16 protein-coding genes are annotated in these 19,519 nt (G+C 73.2%); 5 read left to right on the forward strand and 11 right to left on the reverse strand.

Annotated features, from left to right (window positions below; genetic code table 11):
• Positions 1-197 precede the first annotated feature (197 nt).
• The 3 genes from ACH4E7_RS19805 to ACH4E7_RS19815 all read right to left on the reverse strand — a co-directional run bounded on the left by ACH4E7_RS19805 (position 198) and on the right by ACH4E7_RS19815 (position 3,762).
• Positions 198-1,508 carry a deoxyguanosinetriphosphate triphosphohydrolase gene (locus tag ACH4E7_RS19805; protein WP_396250312.1) on the reverse strand — a complete coding sequence of 437 codons (1,311 nt, stop codon included), beginning with the start codon at positions 1,506-1,508 and terminating at the stop codon, positions 198-200.
• A 155-nt stretch (positions 1,509-1,663) separates the two neighbouring features.
• Positions 1,664-2,665, reverse strand: coding sequence for an SGNH/GDSL hydrolase family protein (locus tag ACH4E7_RS19810; RefSeq protein ID WP_396250313.1), 1,002 nt, complete (start codon positions 2,663-2,665; stop codon positions 1,664-1,666).
• Positions 2,666-2,817: 152 nt separating this feature from the next.
• Positions 2,818-3,762 (reverse strand): PAC2 family protein, encoded by a 945-nt coding sequence (locus ACH4E7_RS19815; protein WP_396250314.1) that lies wholly within the window; start codon positions 3,760-3,762, stop codon positions 2,818-2,820.
• A 690-nt stretch (positions 3,763-4,452) separates the two neighbouring features.
• Here ACH4E7_RS19815 and ACH4E7_RS19820 point away from each other — a divergent pair.
• Positions 4,453-5,187 (forward strand): GNAT family protein, encoded by a 735-nt coding sequence (locus ACH4E7_RS19820; RefSeq protein ID WP_355669436.1) that lies wholly within the window; start codon positions 4,453-4,455, stop codon positions 5,185-5,187.
• A 5-nt stretch (positions 5,188-5,192) separates the two neighbouring features.
• Here ACH4E7_RS19820 and ACH4E7_RS19825 read toward each other — a convergent pair whose 3' ends face one another.
• Positions 5,193-6,449, reverse strand: coding sequence for an ADP-ribosylglycohydrolase family protein (locus ACH4E7_RS19825; protein ID WP_396250315.1), 1,257 nt, complete (start codon positions 6,447-6,449; stop codon positions 5,193-5,195).
• Between the two features lie 110 nt (positions 6,450-6,559).
• Here ACH4E7_RS19825 and ACH4E7_RS19830 point away from each other — a divergent pair, with 110 nt between their 5' ends.
• The gene (locus tag ACH4E7_RS19830) at positions 6,560-7,555 is read left to right on the forward strand and encodes a hypothetical protein (RefSeq protein ID WP_396250316.1); all 996 of its coding nucleotides are present in this window, start codon (positions 6,560-6,562) and stop codon (positions 7,553-7,555) included.
• 101 nt (positions 7,556-7,656) lie between these two features.
• Here ACH4E7_RS19830 and ACH4E7_RS19835 read toward each other — a convergent pair whose 3' ends face one another.
• The 6 genes from ACH4E7_RS19835 to ACH4E7_RS19860 all read right to left on the reverse strand — a co-directional run bounded on the left by ACH4E7_RS19835 (position 7,657) and on the right by ACH4E7_RS19860 (position 15,782).
• Positions 7,657-8,160, reverse strand: coding sequence for a ribonuclease (locus tag ACH4E7_RS19835; protein ID WP_396250317.1), 504 nt, complete (start codon positions 8,158-8,160; stop codon positions 7,657-7,659).
• A gap of 431 nt (positions 8,161-8,591) precedes the next feature.
• On the reverse strand, positions 8,592-11,300 hold the full coding sequence (gene ppdK / locus ACH4E7_RS19840; protein WP_396250318.1) for a pyruvate, phosphate dikinase: 2,709 nt from the start codon (positions 11,298-11,300) through the stop codon (positions 8,592-8,594).
• Between the two features lie 564 nt (positions 11,301-11,864).
• Positions 11,865-13,034: a tRNA dihydrouridine synthase DusB gene (gene dusB, locus ACH4E7_RS19845; RefSeq protein WP_396250319.1), complete on the reverse strand. Its 1,170-nt coding sequence runs from the start codon at positions 13,032-13,034 to the stop codon at positions 11,865-11,867.
• A gap of 113 nt (positions 13,035-13,147) precedes the next feature.
• On the reverse strand, positions 13,148-13,921 hold the full coding sequence (locus tag ACH4E7_RS19850; RefSeq protein WP_396250320.1) for a DUF4097 family beta strand repeat-containing protein: 774 nt from the start codon (positions 13,919-13,921) through the stop codon (positions 13,148-13,150).
• 2 nt (positions 13,922-13,923) lie between these two features.
• Positions 13,924-14,568: a response regulator gene (locus ACH4E7_RS19855; protein ID WP_396250321.1), complete on the reverse strand. Its 645-nt coding sequence runs from the start codon at positions 14,566-14,568 to the stop codon at positions 13,924-13,926.
• The gene (locus ACH4E7_RS19860) at positions 14,556-15,782 is read right to left on the reverse strand and encodes a histidine kinase (protein ID WP_396250322.1); all 1,227 of its coding nucleotides are present in this window, start codon (positions 15,780-15,782) and stop codon (positions 14,556-14,558) included. The genes ACH4E7_RS19855 and ACH4E7_RS19860 overlap by 13 nt, the downstream gene beginning before the upstream one ends.
• A gap of 135 nt (positions 15,783-15,917) precedes the next feature.
• Here ACH4E7_RS19860 and ACH4E7_RS19865 point away from each other — a divergent pair, with 135 nt between their 5' ends.
• Both ACH4E7_RS19865 and ACH4E7_RS19870 read left to right on the forward strand, forming a co-directional pair.
• Complete coding sequence (locus ACH4E7_RS19865) at positions 15,918-16,463, forward strand: hypothetical protein (RefSeq protein WP_396250323.1); 546 nt, start codon at positions 15,918-15,920, stop codon at positions 16,461-16,463.
• Entirely contained in the window at positions 16,460-16,837 is a 378-nt protein-coding gene (locus ACH4E7_RS19870; RefSeq protein ID WP_396250324.1) for a hypothetical protein, read from the forward strand. Before ACH4E7_RS19865 ends, ACH4E7_RS19870 begins: the two co-directional genes overlap by 4 nt.
• A 59-nt stretch (positions 16,838-16,896) precedes the next feature.
• Here the strand turns inward: ACH4E7_RS19870 and ACH4E7_RS19875 are convergent, their stop codons facing one another.
• The gene (locus ACH4E7_RS19875; protein ID WP_396250450.1) at positions 16,897-17,775 is read right to left on the reverse strand and encodes a helix-turn-helix transcriptional regulator; all 879 of its coding nucleotides are present in this window, start codon (positions 17,773-17,775) and stop codon (positions 16,897-16,899) included.
• A 110-nt stretch (positions 17,776-17,885) separates the two neighbouring features.
• On the opposite strand from ACH4E7_RS19875, the gene ACH4E7_RS19880 reads away from it, so the two are divergent.
• Positions 17,886-19,331 (forward strand): MFS transporter, encoded by a 1,446-nt coding sequence (locus ACH4E7_RS19880; protein ID WP_396250325.1) that lies wholly within the window; start codon positions 17,886-17,888, stop codon positions 19,329-19,331.
• The last annotated feature ends 188 nt before the right edge of the window (positions 19,332-19,519 follow it).

The raw sequence follows: 19,519 nt of genomic DNA on the forward strand, positions 1-19,519 counted from the left end.
CGAGCCGTGGTGCGGGGCGCCTCCGGCGAGGTGTGCGGAGGAGGGACGGGCAGAGCGGGCCCACCGGGGCAGCGGGGCTTTCGAGCCGTGGTGCGGGGCGCCTCCGGCGAGGTGTGCGGAGGAGGGACGGGCAGAGCGGGCCCACCGGGGCAGCGGGGCTTTCGAGCCGTGGTGCGCGGCCGGTGCCACCTCCGCGCTCACGCCCAGGCGGCGCCGACGAGTTTGGCGTGCAGGGCCAGGGCCGAGGCGTCCGTCAGGGTGGCGATCTGGTCGATGACCGTACGCAGGGCGGCGCGGTCGTCCTCGGCCTCGTGGTACATCGCCGCGAACACCGGGTCCAGCCCCTCGGGAGCGCGCTGGGTCAGCACGTGCGCCAGCTCGGCGATCACGATCCGCTGGCGGGCCCGCAGCTGAGTCTGCTCGTCGCGCTGCATGACGAAGCGCACGGCGAGCGCCTTGAGCACCGCACACTCCAGCCGGACGCCCCTCGGCACCACCAGCTCGGCGGTGTAGCGGGTGAGCCGGCCCGGGCCGTAGCGGGCGCGGGTGGCCTGCTCGGCGGCCAGGCAGAAGCGGCCGATCAGCTGGCTGGTGAGGTCCTTGAGCCCGGCCCGGGCGCGCGCCGTGCCGTCGTAGCCGTTCGGCCACCAGTCCTGGGCGAGCAGCCGGTCGAGGGCGGCGGCCAGCTCCTCCGGCTCGGCGTCCGGGGCGTAGCGCGCGGCGACCTTGAACACCTCGGCGCGCTCGCTCGGGGCGCGTAGCGCGGCCGGGTCGATGTGGCCGGCCTGGAGGCCGTCCTCGACGTCGTGGGTGGAGTAGGCCACGTCGTCGGACCAGTCCATCACGGTGGCCTCGAAGCACTTGCGCCCGCCCGGGGAGCCGGCCCGCAGCCAGCGGAAGACCGGCAGGTCGTCGGCGTAGACGCCGTACTTGGGCGAGGCCGGGTCGGTGGGGTGGGCGCCCTTGGTCCACGGGTACTTGGTGGCGGCGTCCAAGGCAGCCCTGGTCAGGTTGAGGCCCACGCTGCGGCCGGGCCAGGGGGCGAGCCGGGCGGCGGGCTGGTCCTCCGACGGCGCGAAGCGCTTGGGTTCGAGCCGGGTGAGGATGCGCAGCGACTGGGCGTTGCCCTCGAAGCCGCCGCAGGCCTCGGCGGCCTGGTCGAGGGCCTCCTCGCCGGTGTGGCCGAAGGGCGGGTGGCCGATGTCGTGGGCCAGGCAGCCGGTCTCCACCAAGTCCGGGTCACAGCCCAGGGCGGCGCCCAACTCCCGCCCGACCTGGGCGCATTCGAGCGAGTGGGTGAGCCGGGTGCGCGGGAAGTCGCTGCGCATCGGGGCGACCACCTGGGTGGTACCGGCCAGTCGGCGCAGCGCCGCCGAGTGCAGCACCCGGGCGCGGTCGCGCTGGAACGCCGTACGGCCGGGGCGCTTGTCCGGTTCGGGGACCCAGCGGGCCTCGGCGGTGTGGTCGTACGGGAGCGGGGCGGCGAGGCGGTGCGCGGTGTCGTCCATATGAGCCTCACGGTACGCCGCACCCCCGACACGCGGGGTGTGCCGCGCACGAAGGGGCGCGGGCCGGGGCGTGAATGGTGGGCGGCGCGCCGGTGTCCGCCTCGCGATTCGCTCGCACCCGGACGGCCCGGTTCCAGGGCCGCCCACAGGTGTGCTCAGCCCCGGACGGCCTTCAGCACCGCGGCGGCCAGCGCCTCCTGCCCCCTGGCATTGGGGTGCACCGGCGCCAGCCCCCTGGTCGGGAAGGGCGGCTCGACCCAGCGGGCGTCCTCCCCCGCGCACATGTCGTGCCCGGCCGAGGGGCCCGCGGTGTCCACGAACACCGCCCCGGCGGCCTCCGCCCGCTTCTTGAGCATCCCGTTGAGCTGCTGTTCCTTCTCCACCAGGAAGCCGAGGTCCGACGGCGCGACCGCCTGGCCGAGCACCGGCGCGCAGCGTGTCGGGTCGGCCGGGAGCAGCGCCGGGTAGCCGACCACGTAGACCCGGGCCTGCGGGGAGCGCCGCTTGATCTCCTGGAGGATCTGGGAGACCTGCACTCCGGTCGCGTCCACCCGGGCCTGGAGCTGGTCGTTGCCGCCGGAGGAGTAGTGCTCCCGGCAGGGCGCGTCCGCGCGGTCGTCGCCGACCAGGCCCTTCACCGCGTCCACCAGGTTGTCCTTGGCGCACTCGGTGACGACCTGCATGAAGCCCGCGTCGTTGCCGCCGATCCCGACGGTGACCAGCCGGGTGGCCGGGGTCAGCGCGTCCAGCTGGGCCGGGTTGGGCCCGCCGTCGGTCTTCTGCGGGGCCCGCAGGTCCCCGGTGCGGGCGCCGCTGCAGCTGACGTCGCGGAACTGCGCGGGCGCCAGGTCGAGCGCCTTCGCCACCAGGGCGGGGTAGTCGACCCCGGAGCGGAAGCAGCCGCTCGGCTCGCCGACCTGCGGGGCGATCTTCATCCCGGCTGTGTACGAGTCGCCGAGCGCCACGTACGGGCCGGTGGGCGTCGGGGTGGGGGTCGGGGTGGGCGTCGGGGTCGCCTCGGGGGCCGCCCGGCCGGGCGGCGCGCCCGCGAAGCCCGACCCCGAACCGTCCGAACCGCCCCCACCGCTGCAGCCGGCCAGCAGCAGGGCGGCCAACCCGGCCGTCACGGCGACGGTCGGGCGTGTGGTCCTCGGCATGGCTTCCCCCCGGACGTACGAGTCACCGGCAGCTCCGTACGGCGGCCCGTCCCCCGGGCACCTCAGGGTCCAACGTACCGGCGGCGGCGATGACTCCCGGCCGGGAGGACCTACTCCCCGCCGTTTCTCCGCGCCGCTACTCCGCGCCGCCGTTACTCCGCGCCGCGCTCGTGCTCGGCGAGGAACTCCTCGAAGCGCCGCCCCAGCTCGTCCGCCGAGGGCAGGTCGACCGGCTCGGCGAGCAGGCTCTCCCGGCCCTCCGCGCCCGCGACCGCGTCGTACTGGCCCTCCATGCCGCGGATCGCCGAGCGCAACTCGCCGTCGCCCTGGGCCAGCTGCTCCTCGATGTCGGCGTAGACCTCGCCGACCCGCTCGCGCAGCTGCTGGCCGGGCAGCACCAGGCCGGTGGCGGACTGCACCGCCTCCAGGATCAGCACGGCGGCGGCCGGGTAGGCCGAGCGGGCCACGTAGTGCGGGACGTGCACGGCGAAGCCCAGCACGTCGTGCCCGGCCTCGGCGAGGCGGTACTCCAACAGCGCCTGGGCGCTGCCGGGGACCTGCGCCTGCTCGAACCACTGCGGGTAGCCCGGGGCGAGGTCGAGCCGGTTGCCGTGCGGCGTCAGGCCGACCGGGCGGGTGTGCGGCACGCCCATCGGAATGCCGTGGAAGTCCAGGGCGAGACGGACCTCGAAGCGGTCGACCAGCTCGCGGACGGCGCGCGCGAAACGCTCCCACTCGACGTCCGGCTCGGGGCCGCTGAGCAGCAGGAACGGTGCGCCGGCGGCGTCGCGGACCAGTTGGAGCAGGATCTCCGGCGGGTCGTAGGACGTCCACTGGTCGCGGTCGAAGACCATCGCGGGGCGGCGGGCCCGGTAGTCGACCAGGCGGTCGTGGTCGAAGCGGGCCACCACCTGCGGCGATCCCGTCTCCAGCAGGTGGGCCACCACCTGGCCGCCGGCCTCCCCCGCGTCCATGAAGCCCTCGAAGTGGTGGAGCAGCACCAGGCCGGCTCCGGTGTCGCGCAGCTCCGCGGTGGCCGCGGCCACCGCGGCCACGCCTTGCTGATCCAGCTCGTACAGCGCCTGGAAGTCACGCACCGCGCACCCATCCCCGTTCTCTGCTCGTCCCGGTCCGTCCGGCTTCTCGTCCTCTCCAGCGTGCCGGACCGCGCCGGAATTCCCGCCGCGGCGAACGGCCCGTCGGACGACCGGGCGGACCGTCCGGCGGGCGGCTCGCCCGGGGGCCGCCGCCGACCACTCCGGACCATGATCGCACCCGAAGGAAAAGCCCCTGGTCACGGGTGTGCAGAGGGCCGTTCCGGGGCACGTCGGGTCGGCCCGCACCGCCATTCGCGTGCCGCGAAGTGACGCACCGCCTTCTGGCGGGTATCGTCCTCTCGCTGCCTCGCATCGTCGCGTCGTCGTCACGTCGTCCGTAACGCCGTCGATCACGACCCGGATCGGTACTCTGGTAGTCACCCACGACGCATCTTGCCTTCACCTGGCCGCCTGCTTCCCTTCGCGCACTCGTTTCCTTCTCGGCCATTTCGCGGACGCACACTGTCCCCTCGCACTTCCCGCCGGACCGGTCCGAGGACCCGTGTCCGTTCCGGCACCCTGCGCCGCCCGTTCCGGGCCGCCACCCCCCGCCCCGCCCGACCGGAATCCTCCGGCGTACACGGGTACCCGGAGGGCGGTGACCGGAGCGGGGCGAAGTCAGTCCACCGCACCCCGTGCCGCACCCCGGCGCGGGAGGCACCCTACGACCGATGAAGGACCGAAGGTTCCGTGCCCGTACCTGTCATCCTCACCGGCCGCACCGTGCGGCTGGAGCCCCTCGCCGCGCACCATGCCGAGGCCATCGCCACGGCCGGCGCCGAGGACCGTACGACCTACGCCTTCACCCCCGTCCCGCACGGCCTGGAAGCCGCCCGCGACTACATCGCGCGGGCGCTCGCCGACCAGGCAGCGGGCCGGTCGCTGCCGTTCGCGACGGTGAACGTCGCCGACGGCCGGGTGGTCGGCTCCACCCGGTTCCTGGAACTCGACTACTGGCAGGGCCCGATGGTGTGGCCGCCGGTGCCCGGCGTGCCGTTCGGCGATCCGGAGACGGCCGTCCCGGACGCGGCCGAGATCGGCAACACCTGGCTCTCGCCGCGCGCCCAGGGCACCGGCATCAACACCGAGGCCAAGCTGCTGATGCTGCGGCACGCCTTCGAGACCTGGGGCGTGCAGCGGATCTCGCTGCGCGCGGACGCCCGCAACCTGCGCTCGCGGGCCGCGATCGAGCGGCTCGGCGCGACCTCCGAGGGCGTCCGCCGGGCGCACTCGCGCGGGCTGGACGGGGTGGTGCGCTCCACCGCGTTCTACTCGATCCTGGACTCCGAGTGGCCGGCCGTCCGGGACATCATCGAGCTGCGGATCGCCGCCGCCACCTCGCCGAGCGCCCCGGATCCGGCGATCAACCAGGAGTGCCTTAGACAAGGCGGCAGCGGCGCCGGGCAGCTGATGATCACGGCCTGAGAGGGTTACGGCCGGCCGTAACCCTCCGCGGCCAGGCAGAGGACGGTCGCGAGGCGCTCCGGGTCGGGAGCGCCCTTGTACCGGTCGGGATGCTGCTCGATGAGGGCCGAAACCGGTCGCCAGCCACCGTCCTTCACCGGGGCGACCCGGACGCTCCAGACCTCGAAGCCGGTCCAGCTGCGGTACAGGTGCAGCACGCCCTCGGACGTGTGCGACTCCCATTTGTGTTCCATCACCTCGGAGCGGAGCCCGGAGCGGATCCGCCGCCACTGCTCCTCGGTCCAGACCAGGTCCGGCACCGGACAGGGGCGGGGCAGCAGCATCGGCCTCAGGTAGTCCTTCGACCGGGCGGGCCGGACGGTGCCCGACGCATAGGACAGCCAGTCGGGCAGCGGCTCGCGGGCGGCCATCCACGCGGCCGGGATGCCCTGGGTGCCGGTATAGGCGGCGACCACTCCCCCGGTGATCGCGGCCACGGTGTCCATGTCGCCGCCGGCCGCGATCGCCTCCCAGATCGCGGCCCGGTAGTCGGTCAGCCGCCGGGTGGCGCACCAGAGCGCGTACGGGACGGTGTCGGCGGCGGAGGTCCGGCTGCCGTTGCCGAGGGCCTTGGCTGCGACCAGCGGGTCCGGTTCGGCGAGCAGGCCGATCGCTTCGGTCAGTCCGTCGTGCACCGCCCCGCGCGGGGTCAGCTCGGCGACGGCCGCCAGGAAGGTGTTCGGCGTCATGGCCTCGGTCCGCGCCCGCACCGCGTACGCGGCCGCCACCGCGACGGCGATCGCGCCGTCCACGGCCTGGGGGTGGGTGTGGGTGATCACGGCGGTGTCGGCGGCGGGCCGGACCACGGCGGACGGGTCCTCGGCGTACGCCGCCCCCAGCGGGGCGACCCGCATCGCGGCGCCGTTGCCGTACGAGCCCTGGCCGTCGAAGAGTTCGGCGGCCAGCGTCTCGGCGTCGCCGCCCTCGCGGATCAGCCGGAGCATCCGGTTGGCGGCCGGGCCGTAGCCGCGGTCGAAGTCGTGGCGGCGGGCGAAGGCGTGGGTGAGGTCGAAGGTGTCGATCGCGCCGCGTTCGCGGTGGGCGGCGTACACCGAGCAGGCCATCTCGGTGTCGTCGGTCCACGGCCAGGGGCCGGGCGGTTCGGTGCGGGAGGCGAAGTGGGCCCGGGCGGTGTCCGGGACGAAGAATTGCGCGCCGAGGGCGTCGCCTACGGAGAGCCCGTTGAGCGCGTCGAGCGCCGGGCCGTTGGGTTCGGTCATCATGTGCCGCCAAGCTCAGCCGCTCAGCCGCCCTTTCGTCAACCTCCGTGTCCGGACTCCCCCGACGAGGGATTCTTCGCATGCCTCCGATCCGGGCGGGCAGCACCCGGGGTATGACCCGCGCGAACCCCCTCGACCCCGTCGTCCTGCTCGGCGCCGACCAGCAGCACATCGCCACCCGGGCGCAGCTGCGCCGACTCGGCGTGCCCTCCGGCACCATCGCCCACCGGCTGCGGCCGGGCGGACCCTGGCAACAGGTGCTGCCGCGGGTGATCTGTTTGCAGAGCGGGCGATTGACGACCCATCAGAGGTTGCGGGCGGCCCTGGCGTACGCGGGCCCGAAGGGGCGGCAACCGCAGCCCGGGGAGGTGCTGCTGACCGGGTTCGCGGTGCTGGCGGACGCCGGACTGCCGAGCGCCGGGCACCCGGCCGACCTGGCCGAGGTCGACGTCCTGATCCCGGGTCAACGTCGGGTCGGCAACCGTGAGTTCGTCCGGGTCCATCGCGCGTCGGGGGCGATGCCGGGCGGCTACGAGCGGGACGACGGGCTGTGGAGCGCCACGGTCGCGCGGGCGCTGGCGGACCTCGCGCCGGAGGGGACCGGGCCGCGCCGGTTCCGGGCGCTGTGCGCCGAGGCCGTCCAGCGACGGCACTGCGAACTCGGGGAGCTACTTGACCAGTTGCTGGCCCGGCCGGGTGCGCTGACGATGCCGCAGGTGGCCCGGGTGGTGGCGGACCTGACCGCCGGGGTGCGCTCGGTGGTGGAGGGCGAGGCCCGCAAAGTGCTCGCGCACGCGGGCCTGCCCGAGCCGCTGTGGAACCCGGTGCTCTTCCTGGACGGCCGCTTCCTCGCCGTCCCGGACGCCTACTGGCCACACGCCTGCGTGGCCCTCGAGGTCGACTCCCGCGCCTACCACCTGCGCCCGGCCGGCCACGAACGCGGCCTCGCCCGCGCCAACCGCCTCACCGTCGCCGGCCTGCCGGTGGTCCGCACCACCCCGGTCCAGCTGCGTCGCGACCCGGCCCCGGTACTGCACGAGCTGACCGCCCTGGTCACCACCGGCCCGAACGGCCCGCACGGCCGGATCACCTGGCGGCGGGCGCGGTGAACTCGTCGGCAGTTCAGGCGTGTTGGGTGCCGAAGTCGGCCTCGCGGAAGACAGCGAAAGTCATTCCATTGCGGCGTCTACTTTCCGAATCGGAAGTACTTTCAGCAGCGCGGGTCGATCTCCTGGAAGGTCGCGTAGTGGTCCGGGGACCAGTACTGCTCGCCCGAACCGCCGGTGACGACCCGACGGGTGCCGCGGTCGTTGGAGCCGGGGGTGACCACGGTGAACTCGTGGTAGTAGCCGTCGGCCTTCTTCGGCAGGCGGCTCTCGCGGTTCTCGAAGACGATGCCGTCGCGGTTGTACGGGTAGGGGCCGTTCTTGGCGATCAGGGTGAGGGTGTCCTGGGCCTGGCTGGGGAGCTTGGTGCGGCACACGTCGGCCAGCGCCGGGTCGGCGGGGACCCAGCTGCCGCCGGACGCGGGGGTGCCGCCGCCGGACGGCGGGGAGGGCTTGGGGGCCGAGGGCTTCGCCGCGGTGGTGGCGGCGCTCGCGGCGGCCTTGGGGTGGCTGCTGCCACCCCTGCCGGCGAGCAGGTAGCCGGCTCCGGCGAGGACCGCCAGGATCAGGACGGCCACGACGACGAGCGGGCTCTTGCTTCTGGTCATGCGGTCCAGCTTGGCAGGCGACGGTGGCCGGCTCTGCCCGCTACACACGTGGCCGAGGCCACACCGGGCGCCTCGCGCGACCGTGCGCAGCCGTACGGCCGGGGGGGGGGGGGGGGCCCGGGGGGGCCCCCCCCCCCGGGGGGGGGGGGGGGGGGGGGGCCGGGCCCCCCCCCCCGGGGGGGCCCCCCCCCCCGGGGGGGGGCGGGGGGGGGGCCCGCCCCCCCCCCCCCCCCGGGGCGCCCCCCCCCCCCCGGCCCCCCCCCGCGGCGCCCCCCGGGCGGGGGGGGGGGGGGGCCCGCCCCCCCCCCCCCCCCCCCCCCCGGCCGTGTTACGTACGCCGGTTCTCCTGCGCCGAGCTCCGGTGTACGCCCTCCCGACGGGAGGGTGAGCGGTCAGTCGTACCCGCGCTTGAGTAGGGGATGCCTACCCTCTCAGCGCGAGTCGCTGCCCGCCGACTCGATGGCGGCGCGGCCTGCCTCCAGGCGCGCCACCGGGATCCGGAAGGGGGAGCAGGAGACGTAGTCCAGCCCCACCTCGTGGAAGAAGTGGACCGAGTCCGGGTCGCCGCCGTGCTCGCCGCAGACGCCGAGCTTGAGGTCGGGGCGGGTGGCCCGGCCGGCCTCGACGGCGTGCTTGACCAGCGAGCCGACGCCGTCGCGGTCGATGGTCTCGAACGGGGAGACCCCGAAGATGCCCTTCTCCAGGTAGGCGGTGAAGAACGAGGCCTCCACGTCGTCCCGGGAGAAGCCCCAGACGGTCTGGGTCAGGTCGTTGGTGCCGAAGGAGAAGAACTCGGCGGCCTCGGCGATCTGACCGGCGGTCACCGCGGCGCGCGGCAGCTCGATCATGGTGCCGAGCTTGATGTCCAGGTGGACGCCGGTGGACTGGGCGACCTCGGCGAGCACCCGCTCGCACTCGTCGCGGACCAGCTCCAGCTCCTGGACGGTGCCGACCAGCGGGATCATCACCTCGGGACGCGGGTCCCCGCCGGCCAGCTTGCGCTCGGCGGCGGCCTCGGCGATGGCGCGGACCTGCATGCCGAACAGGCCGGGGATGACCAGACCGAGGCGCACACCGCGCAGGCCGAGCATCGGGTTCTGCTCGTGCAGCTTGTGCACCGCCTGGAGCAGGCGCAGGTCGTTCTCGTTCGGGTCCTTGCGGGCCTCGGCGAGGGCGACGCGCACCGACAGCTCGGTGATGTCCGGCAGGAACTCGTGCAGCGGCGGGTCGAGCAGGCGGACGGTGACCGGCAGCCCGTCCATCGCCTGGAAGAGCTCCAGGAAGTCGCCCTTCTGCAGCGGCAGCAGGGTCGAGAGGGCGAGCTCGCGGTCCTTGTCGTTGTCCGCGAGGATCAGGTGCTCGACCTCCTTGCGGCGCTCCTCACCGAGGAACATGTGCTCGGTGCGGCACAGGCCGATGCCCTGGGCGCCGTAGCGGCGGGCGCGCGAGCCGTCCTCGGCGTTGTCGGCGTTGGCGCGCACGGCCAGGCGGCGGCGGCCGTCGGCGTGCGACATCAGCCGGTGGACGGCCTGGACCAGCCCGCCCTGGACGTCGGCGCCGGCGTGCAGAGTGCCCTCGAAGTACTCGACCACGGGGGACGGCAGGACCGGTACCTCGCCGATGTAGACCTTGCCGGTGGCGCCGTCGATCGAGACGACGTCGCCCTCGTGGACCACCAGGCCGTCGGAGGTGGTGAACTTGCGGGCCTTGGTGTCGACCTCGAGCTCCTCGGCGCCGCAGACACAGGTCTTGCCCATACCACGGGCGACGACGGCCGCGTGCGAGGTCTTACCGCCGCGCGAGGTGAGGATGCCCTCGGCGGCGATCATGCCGTCCAGGTCGTCCGGGTTGGTCTCACGGCGGACCAGGATGACCTTCTCGCCGGAGCGGGACCACTTGACGGCGGTGTAGGAGTCAAAGACGACCTTGCCGATCGCGGCGCCCGGCGAGGCGGCGAGGCCCCAGGCGATCTGCTTGGACTCGGCGGTCGGGGCGAAGCGCGGGAACATCAGCTGGGCCAGCTGGCCGCCGGTGACCCGCATCAGGGCCTCGTCCAGGTCGATCAGGCCCTGGTCGACCAGCTGGACGGCGATCCGGAAGGCGGCCGCGGCGGTGCGCTTGCCGACGCGGGTCTGCAGCATCCAGAGCTTGCCGCGCTCGATGGTGAACTCGATGTCGCAGAGGTCGCGGTAGTGGTTCTCGAGCTTCTGCATGATCGCCATCAGCTCGTCGTACGACTTCTTGTCGAGCTTCTCCAGCTCGGACAGCTGCAGCGTGTTGCGGATGCCGGCGACGACGTCCTCGCCCTGGGCGTTGGACAGGTAGTCGCCGTAGACGCCCTGGGCGCCGGTGGAGGGGTCGCGGGTGAAGGCGACGCCGGTGCCGGAGTCCTCGCCGAGGTTGCCGAAGACCATGGTGCAGACGTTGACCGCGGTACCGAGGTCGTTCGGGATGCGCTCCTGGCGGCGGTACAGCCGGGCGCGGTCGCCGTTCCAGGAGTGGAAGACGGCGTGGACGGCGAGGTCCATCTGCTCGCGCGGGTCCTGCGGGAAGGCCCGGCCGGTCTCGCGCTCGACGATGCCCTTGAACACCTCGACCAGTTCCCGGAGGTCGGAAGCGTCCAGGTCCAGGTCGTTGACGGTGCCCTTGGCGTGCTTGGCCTCGTCCAGGGCCTCCTCGAACAGCTCGCCGTCGACGCCCAGCACGGTCTTGCCGAACATCTGGACCAGGCGGCGGTAGGAGTCCCAGGCGAAGCGCTCGTTGCCGGACTGGGCGGTGAGGCCGACCACCGAGGCGTCCGAGAGGCCGATGTTCAGGACGGTGTCCATCATGCCGGGCATGGAGAACTTCGCACCGGAGCGCACCGAGACGAGGAGCGGGTTGTCGGCCTGGCCGAGCTTCTTGCCCATCTCCTGCTCGAGGGCGTCCAGGTGGGCGCTGATCTCCTCGTGCAGCGAGGCCGGCTCGCTACCGGTCTCCAGGAAGACCTTGCAGGCCTCGGTGGTGATGGTGAACCCCGGAGGGACGGGGAGGCCCAGGTTGGTCATCTCGGCCAGGTTCGCGCCCTTGCCGCCAAGAAGATCCTTGAGGTCCTTGTTTCCTTCGGTGAAGGAGTAAACAAACTTCTGCTGGGACGGCACGGGTCGGTCTCCTCGTACGCGGTTGCCCTGACGCCGGAGAACATACCCATTTCGAAGGCACTTCTCTGCCCTGAATAGGCCACACGAGGCCGGTACCCAGGGGTAACCCGCTAGATCGAATGCACGTAAAGGCGTTCACCTCTGTTGGTGAAATCGTCCGCCTGACGCTAGCCAGCCTTCAAGTCTTGAACACAACGAAACCCGAAGATCGCCCGATTCGGACGCTGGGTAGCGGTCGTGCGTCCGTCGCGTTGCCCCGGCTTGATTTCCTGCACCCGGATCGCCCGATCGACGCTCGACCGGCTTCGGGAAGCGATTCACAGTCGACCTGTCCATTTCGTCCACTGACCTACCGTCAGTCGCCACCGCATGTGGCAAGCGTCACCAGCACATCTCACGGGCCGAACGTAGAACGCCTCCGCCGATCGTCGCACTCCGTCCAGAAACGTGCTCACTCCGTGACATCCGGACGCCGAAAAGGAGCCCTCCTGTCCAGAATGGACAAGAGGGCCGGGACCGACTGGCAACCGGGCCGAGGAGGCCTATTTCGCCGCTACGGACAGATCATCCGCCGGAGGTGTCCGATTCGGCATCCACGCCCGGCCGGGCGCAGTCGTACGGATCGTCCAACCAGCCCTCCGGCAGGACCACCCGGTTGTTGCCGCTGGTGCGCCCACGCGGGCCGTCCGCGCCGATCGGCCAGGACTGGGCCTGTTCCACCTGGGCCAGGGTTTCGGCCAGATCGGCCAACGAGGAGGCGCCCGCGAGCTTCACCCGCAGCTCCGAGCCGACCGAGAAGCCCTTGGTGTACCAGGCGACGTGCTTACGGAAGTCGATCACACCGCGCGCCTCGTCCCCCAGCCACTCGCCGAGCAGCTGCGCGTGGCGCACCATCGCCCGGGCGACATAGCCGAAGTCGGGGCGGGCGTAGTCCACGTCGCCCTCGAAGATCGAGACCAGGTCCCTGAACAGCCACGGCCGGCCCAGGCAGCCGCGGCCGACCACGACGCCGTCGCAGCCGGTCTCGCGCATCATCCGCAGCGCGTCGTCGGCCGACCAGATGTCCCCGTTGCCCAGCACCGGGATGTGCGCCGGGACGGACTCGCGTAGCCGGGCGATCGCCGACCAGTCGGCCGTCCCGCCGTAGTGCTGGGCGGCGGTGCGCCCGTGCAGGGCGATCGCGGCCACGCCCTCCTCGGCGCCGATCCGGCCGGCGTCCAGGTAGGTGAGGTGGTCGTCGTCGATGCCCTTGCGCATCTTCATGGTCACCGGCAGGTCGCCCGCGTTGGCCACCGCCTCGCGCAGGATCTCGCGCAGCAGGTTGCGCTTGTACGGCAGCGCCGAGCCCCCGCCCTTGCGGGTGACCTTGGGGACGGGACAGCCGAAGTTGAGGTCGATGTGGTCGGCCAGGCCCTCGTCCGAGATCATCCGGGCGGCCTTGCCGACGGTCACCGGGTCCACCCCGTACAGCTGGATCGATCGCGGCTTCTCGCTCGGGTCGAACTTGATCAGCTGCATGGTCTTGGCGTTGCGCTCGACCAGCGCCCGGGTGGTGATCATCTCCGAGACGTACAGGCCCTTGCCCCCGCTCTGCTCGCGGCAGAGGGTGCGGAACGGCGCGTTGGTGATGCCGGCCATCGGCGCCAGCACGACGGGCGGCCACACCTGGATCGGGCCGATGTCCAGCGGCGCGAACTCGGTCTCGGGCGCGGTGGGTGCGGGCGTGGCTGTCATGCGCGGCTGACCTCGGGTAGGGGGACGGGACTCTTCATTGTCCCCCACCCGGGTGAGCGGCCTCTTCCCTGTACCTCTTCCCTAGAGAGGGGAGCGCCTACGGCAGGCGCCCCCTACTGCGCCGGACTGATCGTGACCGAGCCGGAGGCGACCTGGGCGTGGACGCTGTTCGGGCTGTTGGAGTCCTTGAGGACCGGATCGATCTGACCGCTGCCACTGCCGATGTCGGTGGAGAAGACGTAGCGGCTGTTCTTCGGCACCACCATGTTCACCGAGCCGGAGACGGCCCGGGCGTCCACCTCGTGCGGTGCGTTGGTGAAGGTCAGCTCCACCGAGCCCGAGGTGGTCCGGGCGTCCACCTTCTGCGCGCTCAGGTTGTTGCCCTGCACCAGCCCGGAGGTGGCGCGCGCGTACACCTCGCCGGAGGTGTCGACCAGCAGCAGCTCGCCGGAGGTCAGCTCCATCCGCACACCGCCGCTCAACCCCTCCACAAAGACCGAGCCGGAGCCGACCGACCCGGTCACCTCGGTCTCGGCCGGCACCTCCAGCTCGATCTCGGCGCCGCAGCCGAAGTCGGCGAACGGCAGCACCCGCCGGCAGTGCATCCCGACGGTGAGCACGCCGTCGGCGAAGGTGGTGGAGACCACCGGCTTGCGCACCATCCAGTCCAGCCGCTGGTGGATCACCACATGCCCCTCCCGGCCCGGGTGCACCCGGACCTGGGCGCTGCCGGTCTCCAGCCGGACCTGGTGGACCGCGATGTCGTACGGCCAGGACGTGCTGGTCCGCTGCTGCGCCACCACCGACCAGGTCTGCAGCCCCACCCCGAGCATGACCAGGACGATCGTGAGCGTCCCGGTGACCCGCCAGGCCTTTCCCCCGCCCACCGCTACCCGACCTCCAGGAACCGCAGCACCGCCATCACCCGGCGGTGACTGTCGTCGGCCGGCGGGAGTTCGAGCTTGGTGAAGATCGAGTTGATGTGCTTGGCCACCGCGCTGTCGCTGACCACCAGGGAGGACGCGATGGCCGCGTTGGAGCGGCCCTCCGCCATCAGGGAGAGCACGTCCCGCTCGCGCGGGGTCAGCTTCTCCAGCGGGTCCCGGTGGCGGCGCACCAGCAGCTGGGCCACCACCTCCGGGTCCAGCGCGGTACCGCCCTCGGCGACCCGCTGCAGCGCGTCCACGAAGTCGTCCACATTGGCCACCCGCTGCTTGAGCAGGTAACCGACACCACTGGTGTTGGTCGCCAGCAGGTCGGCGGCGTAGCGCTCCTCCACGAACTGGGAGAGCAGCAGCACGGCGACCTCCGGCCACTGCTGCCGGATCACCATCGCGGCCTTGACGCCCTCGTCGGTGAAGCCCGGGGGCATCCGGACGTCCGCGACCACCACCTCGGGGCGGTGCTCCTCGACGGCGGCCAGCAGTTCGACGGCGTCCCCGACGGCGGCCACGACCTCGAAGCCCACCGCCTCCAGGACCTTGACCAGGCCGACCCTGAGCAGGACCGAGTCCTCGGCGATCACAGCGCGCACGGCAACTCCACGGTGATGGTGGTGGGACCCCCGAGGGGGCTGAGAACGGACAGCGTGCCGTCGACCGAGGCGGCGCGCTTGCGCAGACCGGTGAGCCCGGTGCCGCGCGAGGGGTCCGCGCCGCCGACGCCGTCGTCGCTGATGATCAGGCGCAGCCGGCCGCCGGCCGTCCGCACCGACACCTCGACCTGCTTGGCGCGGGCGTGCTTGGCCACGTTGGTGAGCGCCTCGGAGACGGTGAAGTAGGCGACCGCCTCGACGGTCGGGGCGATCGGGGCGGACAGGTCGACGTCCAGGCGCACCGGGAGCGGGGCGCGGGCGGCGATGCCGGACAGCGCCGCGTCCAGGCCGCGGTCCTCCAGGACGGCCGGGTGCAGACCGCGGACCAGGTCGCGCAGCTCGTCGATGGCGGCCTGGGCCTCCTCGTGCGCGTCCACGATCACCTGCATCACCTCGGGCGCGACGTCCTTGAGGGTGCGCCGGGCCAGGCCCAGGTTCATCGCCAGGGAGGTGAGGCGCTGCTGGGCGCCGTCGTGCAGGTCGCGCTCGATCCGGCGGCGCTCGGCGTCCACCGCGTCGACCAGCCCGGCCCGGCTCTCCGCGATCTCCTCGACCCGCTGCTCCAGCTGCTCCGCCCGGTTGGGGCCGAGCAGCAGCTGCGCCGCGCGGACCTCCAGCCAGGCCGTCAGCGCCGCCAGCCAGGGGGCCGCGGCCAGCAGCAGCACCCCGGCGAGGGTGAGCAGGACGTCGTACCCGGTCAGGTCCAAGCGCAGCGCGGTGCCGACCGGCATCAGCCAGATCCAGGCGTACACGGTGGCCAGCACCAGGCCGGCGCCCCAGGCGTACAGCACCACGACCGAACCCAGCGCGAGCACCGGGCCGACCGCCAGGTGGTGGACGGTCTGGCGCCAGGTCAGCACCAGGCGCAGCCGGCCCAGCAGCCAGGTCGGCGCGTCGCCGGGGCGTGGCGGCGGCACCTCCACCCCGTACAGGGCGCGCAGCCGGCCGCGCTGGGCGGCGGTCAGCGGACGTGCGCACAGCAGCACGATCGAGAGCACCGGGAAGAGCAGCTTGGACTCGGTGACGGCCAGCCAGACCGGCAGGGCCATGGGTATTCCGGCCGCTATGAAGCGGGTGTCCCGCCAGACCTCGGCCGACCACGGCGGGCGGCGAAGGCTCCTGACGAGCGCTCGGCGCAACGTGGTGGAGGGCATGGCCGACAGCGTAGGGCCCGGTGATCAAGGACTGCCATGAAGGGGGGTGCCCAATGGGGGTGTAGCTAGCTACACCCCCGATTCGGTGTGGGGCACCACCGACAGGAGGCCCCTGCGCACGAAAGGCTTGGAGGCATGACGAGCACCGCATCGCACTCCGCCACCCCGCCGCACGGGCGGCCCGTCCCCGGGAACCACGGGGGTGTTCCCGGGGGCGCGCTCCACCCGGCGTCGGGGCCGGAAGGGGCGCTGCCGGCCGGGGCCGGGCCCTGGTCCGTCCGCAGCGTCGGATCCGGCCGCGGCCGGGCCGCGCTGGAGCTGTACCAGCACGGCGAGTTGGCCGACGTCCTGGTCGCCGCCCGGCTCACGCCGCAGCTGGTGCGCGGTGCCCGGCGCAGCCCGGCCGCCGGGAACCGCTCGCACGTGCTCGCCTGGGGTCGGCTGCCGGCGGACGGCGCGACGCCGTCGGTGGTGTTCACCGGCGGGCGGCGGCTGTTCCGTACGGTCCGCGCGGCTGCGGCGGCCGAGGTGGTCACGGTGGCCGGGAGCTTCTGGCTCGCCTGGGCCGAGGGGCCGTTCGACGCGGTGCTGGTCGAGCACCCGGCGGGCGGGCCGGTCGAGCGGCTGCCGCTGCAGCGGGTGCGGGAGCGTCAGGTCGTTCCGGTCGGGGGTGCGGCATGAGCATCGCGGTCGTCTCCGGTGCTCCGGCGTACGTGCTGCCGGAGCGCTTCCGGCGGCTGCCGCGGATGGCGGCCGTGGCGCTGCTGCCCTGGCTGATGGTCCTGGCCGTCAACCACGAGACCCCGTGGGTGGTGCTCGACCTGCTGGAGTTCGCCGGCCTGCTCTCGCTGGACGCGCTGCTGCTCCAGCGCAGCGCCGCCGCGCTGTGGGCGGGCGCGGCGGTGGCCCTGCTGCTCGCCGGGGACGCGCTGGTCGACATCGCCTTCGCCGGGCCGGGGCACGCGGTGCTGGCCGCGCTGGTGATGGCGTTCTGCGTCGAACTGCCGCTGGCGGTGGTGTGTCTGCTGCTCGGGCGGGAGGCGATACGCGGCTAGCGGGCGACGGCCCAGAGGTCTGGCGGTCTGGCGGTCTGGCGGTCTGGCGGTCTGGCGGTCTAGAGGCTCGTCGGCAGCTTGTCCATCAGCGCCCGGGTCTCCTCGTCCAGCGGGGTGTAGCTGACGATGCGGGTCCCGAGCCGGGGGCTGAGCCAGAAGTTGGTGTACTCGCAGCGCAGCAGGCCCACGCCCGGCACCTGGAAGCATTTGATCCCGTTGCTCGGCCGCATCACCTCGTGCCGCTGCCACTCCTCCTCGAAGTCCGGCGACGCCTTGCGCACCCGGGCCAGCAGCGCCTTCCAGGCCGGTTCGGCGGTGTGGTCGGCCATCGCGGCGCGGAACCGGGCCACCATGCCGAGGCGCTCGGTCCGGTAGTCGATCAGCACGTCACGGAAGTGCGAGTCGGTGAACGCCAGCCACATCACGTTGCGGTCCTCGGGCGGCAGCTCGTCCAACGTGCCGACGAAGCCGGTGTACTGCGCGTTGTACGCCAGCACGTCGTAGCGGGCGTTGAGCACCACGGCCGGGTACGGCGCCAGCTGGTCCAGCACCAGCCGAACGCCCGGGGTCACCGAGGGGCAGTCCTGGATCGGCGCAGGGTCCTCCGCGCCGGCCAGGGTGAACAGGTGCGCCCGCTCGCTCGGGTCCAGCAGCAGCGCCCGGGCCACCGCGTCCAGCACCTGGGTGGACACCTGGATGTCCCGGCCCTGCTCCAGCCACGTGTACCAGGTCACCCCCACGGCGGCGAGCTGCGCGACCTCCTCGCGGCGCAGCCCCGGAGTGCGGCGGCGGCCGGTCATCGGCAGGCCCACCTGCTCGGGCGCGATGCGCTCCCGGCGGCTGCGCAGGAATGCCGCCAGGTCGTGTCGGCGGGCGTCGTCGGAGTTGCTGCGGTGCGGCGCGGCCGAGCCGGGACGGGCTTGCGCAACCGGGGTCATCAGGCTCATGGTCCCAGCATGCGGCAGTCCGCAGCCTGTTGCCAGGTACTTCTCATACCTGGATAACTACACTCTGGTACCAGGGTACGGCGAGGCGGATCGTATGACCCGTGACTCAACGACTCGCCGTCGCCCCGGCACCGACCCGGAGCACCACCGCAGCCGCTCCCCGCACCCTCTCCCTCGGCACCGCCGGGCTGGTCACCGTCCTGCTCGGGGCCTTCCTGCCGATGCTCGACTTCTTCATCGTCAACGTCGCCCTGCCCACCATCGACAAGGACCTGGCCGCCGGACCCGCCGTCCTGGAGCTGGTCGCGGCCGGCTACGGCATCGCCTTCGCCGTCCTGCTCGTCCTCGGCGGGCGGCTCGGCGACATCTTCGGCCGCCGCCGGCTCTTCGTCGCCGGCGCCGCCGCCTTCGCGCTCACCTCGCTGGCCTGCGGCCTCGCGCCCGACGCGTGGTCGCTGGTCGCCGCCCGGGCCGCCCAGGGCGCCTCGTCCGCGCTGCTGATCCCCCAGGTGCTCGGCACCATCACCGCCGCCACCGACGGCGCCCGGCGTGGCCGCGCGCTCAGCGTCTACGGCGCGGTCGGCGGGATCTCCGTGGTGATCGGCCAGGTGCTCGGCGGGATGCTGGTCGCCGCCGACCTGTTCGGCACCGGCTGGCGCTCGGTCTTCCTGCTGAACGTGCCGTTCGCCCTGCTCGCCGTGGTGCTGGCCGTCCGGTACGTGCCGGAGAGCAAGGCCATCCAGGCCGCCCGGGTCGACGTGCCCGGCACCGTCCTGCTCACCGCCACCCTGCTGGCCCTGCTCATCCCGCTGATGGAGGGCCGCGCGGCCGGCTGGCCGCTCTGGTCCTGGCTGATGCTCGCCCTGTTCCCGGTGCTGGCCGTCACCTTCGCCCTGGTCGAGCGCCGGGCCGAACAGCGCGGGGCCACCCCGCTGGTGCCGCCGAGCCTGCTGCGCATCCCCGAGATGCGGCACGGCCTCGGCATCGCGCTCCCCTACTTCGCGGGCTTCGGCGGCTTCATGTTCAACATCGCCGTCGCCATCCAGCAGGGCCTCCACCTCGGTGTGATCGCGGCCGGCTGGGCGCTCGTCCCGATGGCCGTCGGCTACTTCTCCGCCTCGCTGGCCGGCCCGCGCCTGATCGGCCGCTGGGGCAGCCGGGTGCTCAGCGCCGGCGCCGTCGTCCAGGCCGCCGGCCTCGCCACCCTCGCGCTGACCATCCTCGCCGACTGGTCGCACTTCTCACCGCTGAGGATGGCCCCCGGCGTCGCCCTCGCGGGCATCGGGCAGGGCCTGATCGGCACCCCGCTGTTCCGGGTCGTCCTCTCCAAGGTGCCCGCCGCCCGGGCCGGCGTCGGTAGCGGCGTCCTCGCCACCAGCCAGCAGTCCAGCCTCGCCCTCGGCGTCGCCACCCTCGGCACCCTCTACCTGTCCCTCTCCCCCACCCTCGGCATGGACCGGGCGCTCGCCCTGTGCCTGGGCATCCAGCTGCTGGGGTCCTTCACCATCCTGTACCTGACCACCCGCCTGCCCCGCACCATCGGCTGAGCCCGGCGGGCCCCGCGGGGCCCCGGGCGACGGCTCACGGCCTCGCGATCGGTAGTCCACCGATCGCGAGGCCGTTCTGTGTGCTGCCACCGACCGAGGGCGTCGAGCCCTCCAGCAGTCGTCGCGTACCCGAGGCCCCCGGCCGGCGTCATGGCGTGTCTGACACGCCATAGGTGGCTGGGCTGCGC

It is taken from the genome of Kitasatospora sp. NPDC018058 (assembly GCF_044327205.1).
GTDB lineage: Bacteria > Actinomycetota > Actinomycetes > Streptomycetales > Streptomycetaceae > Kitasatospora.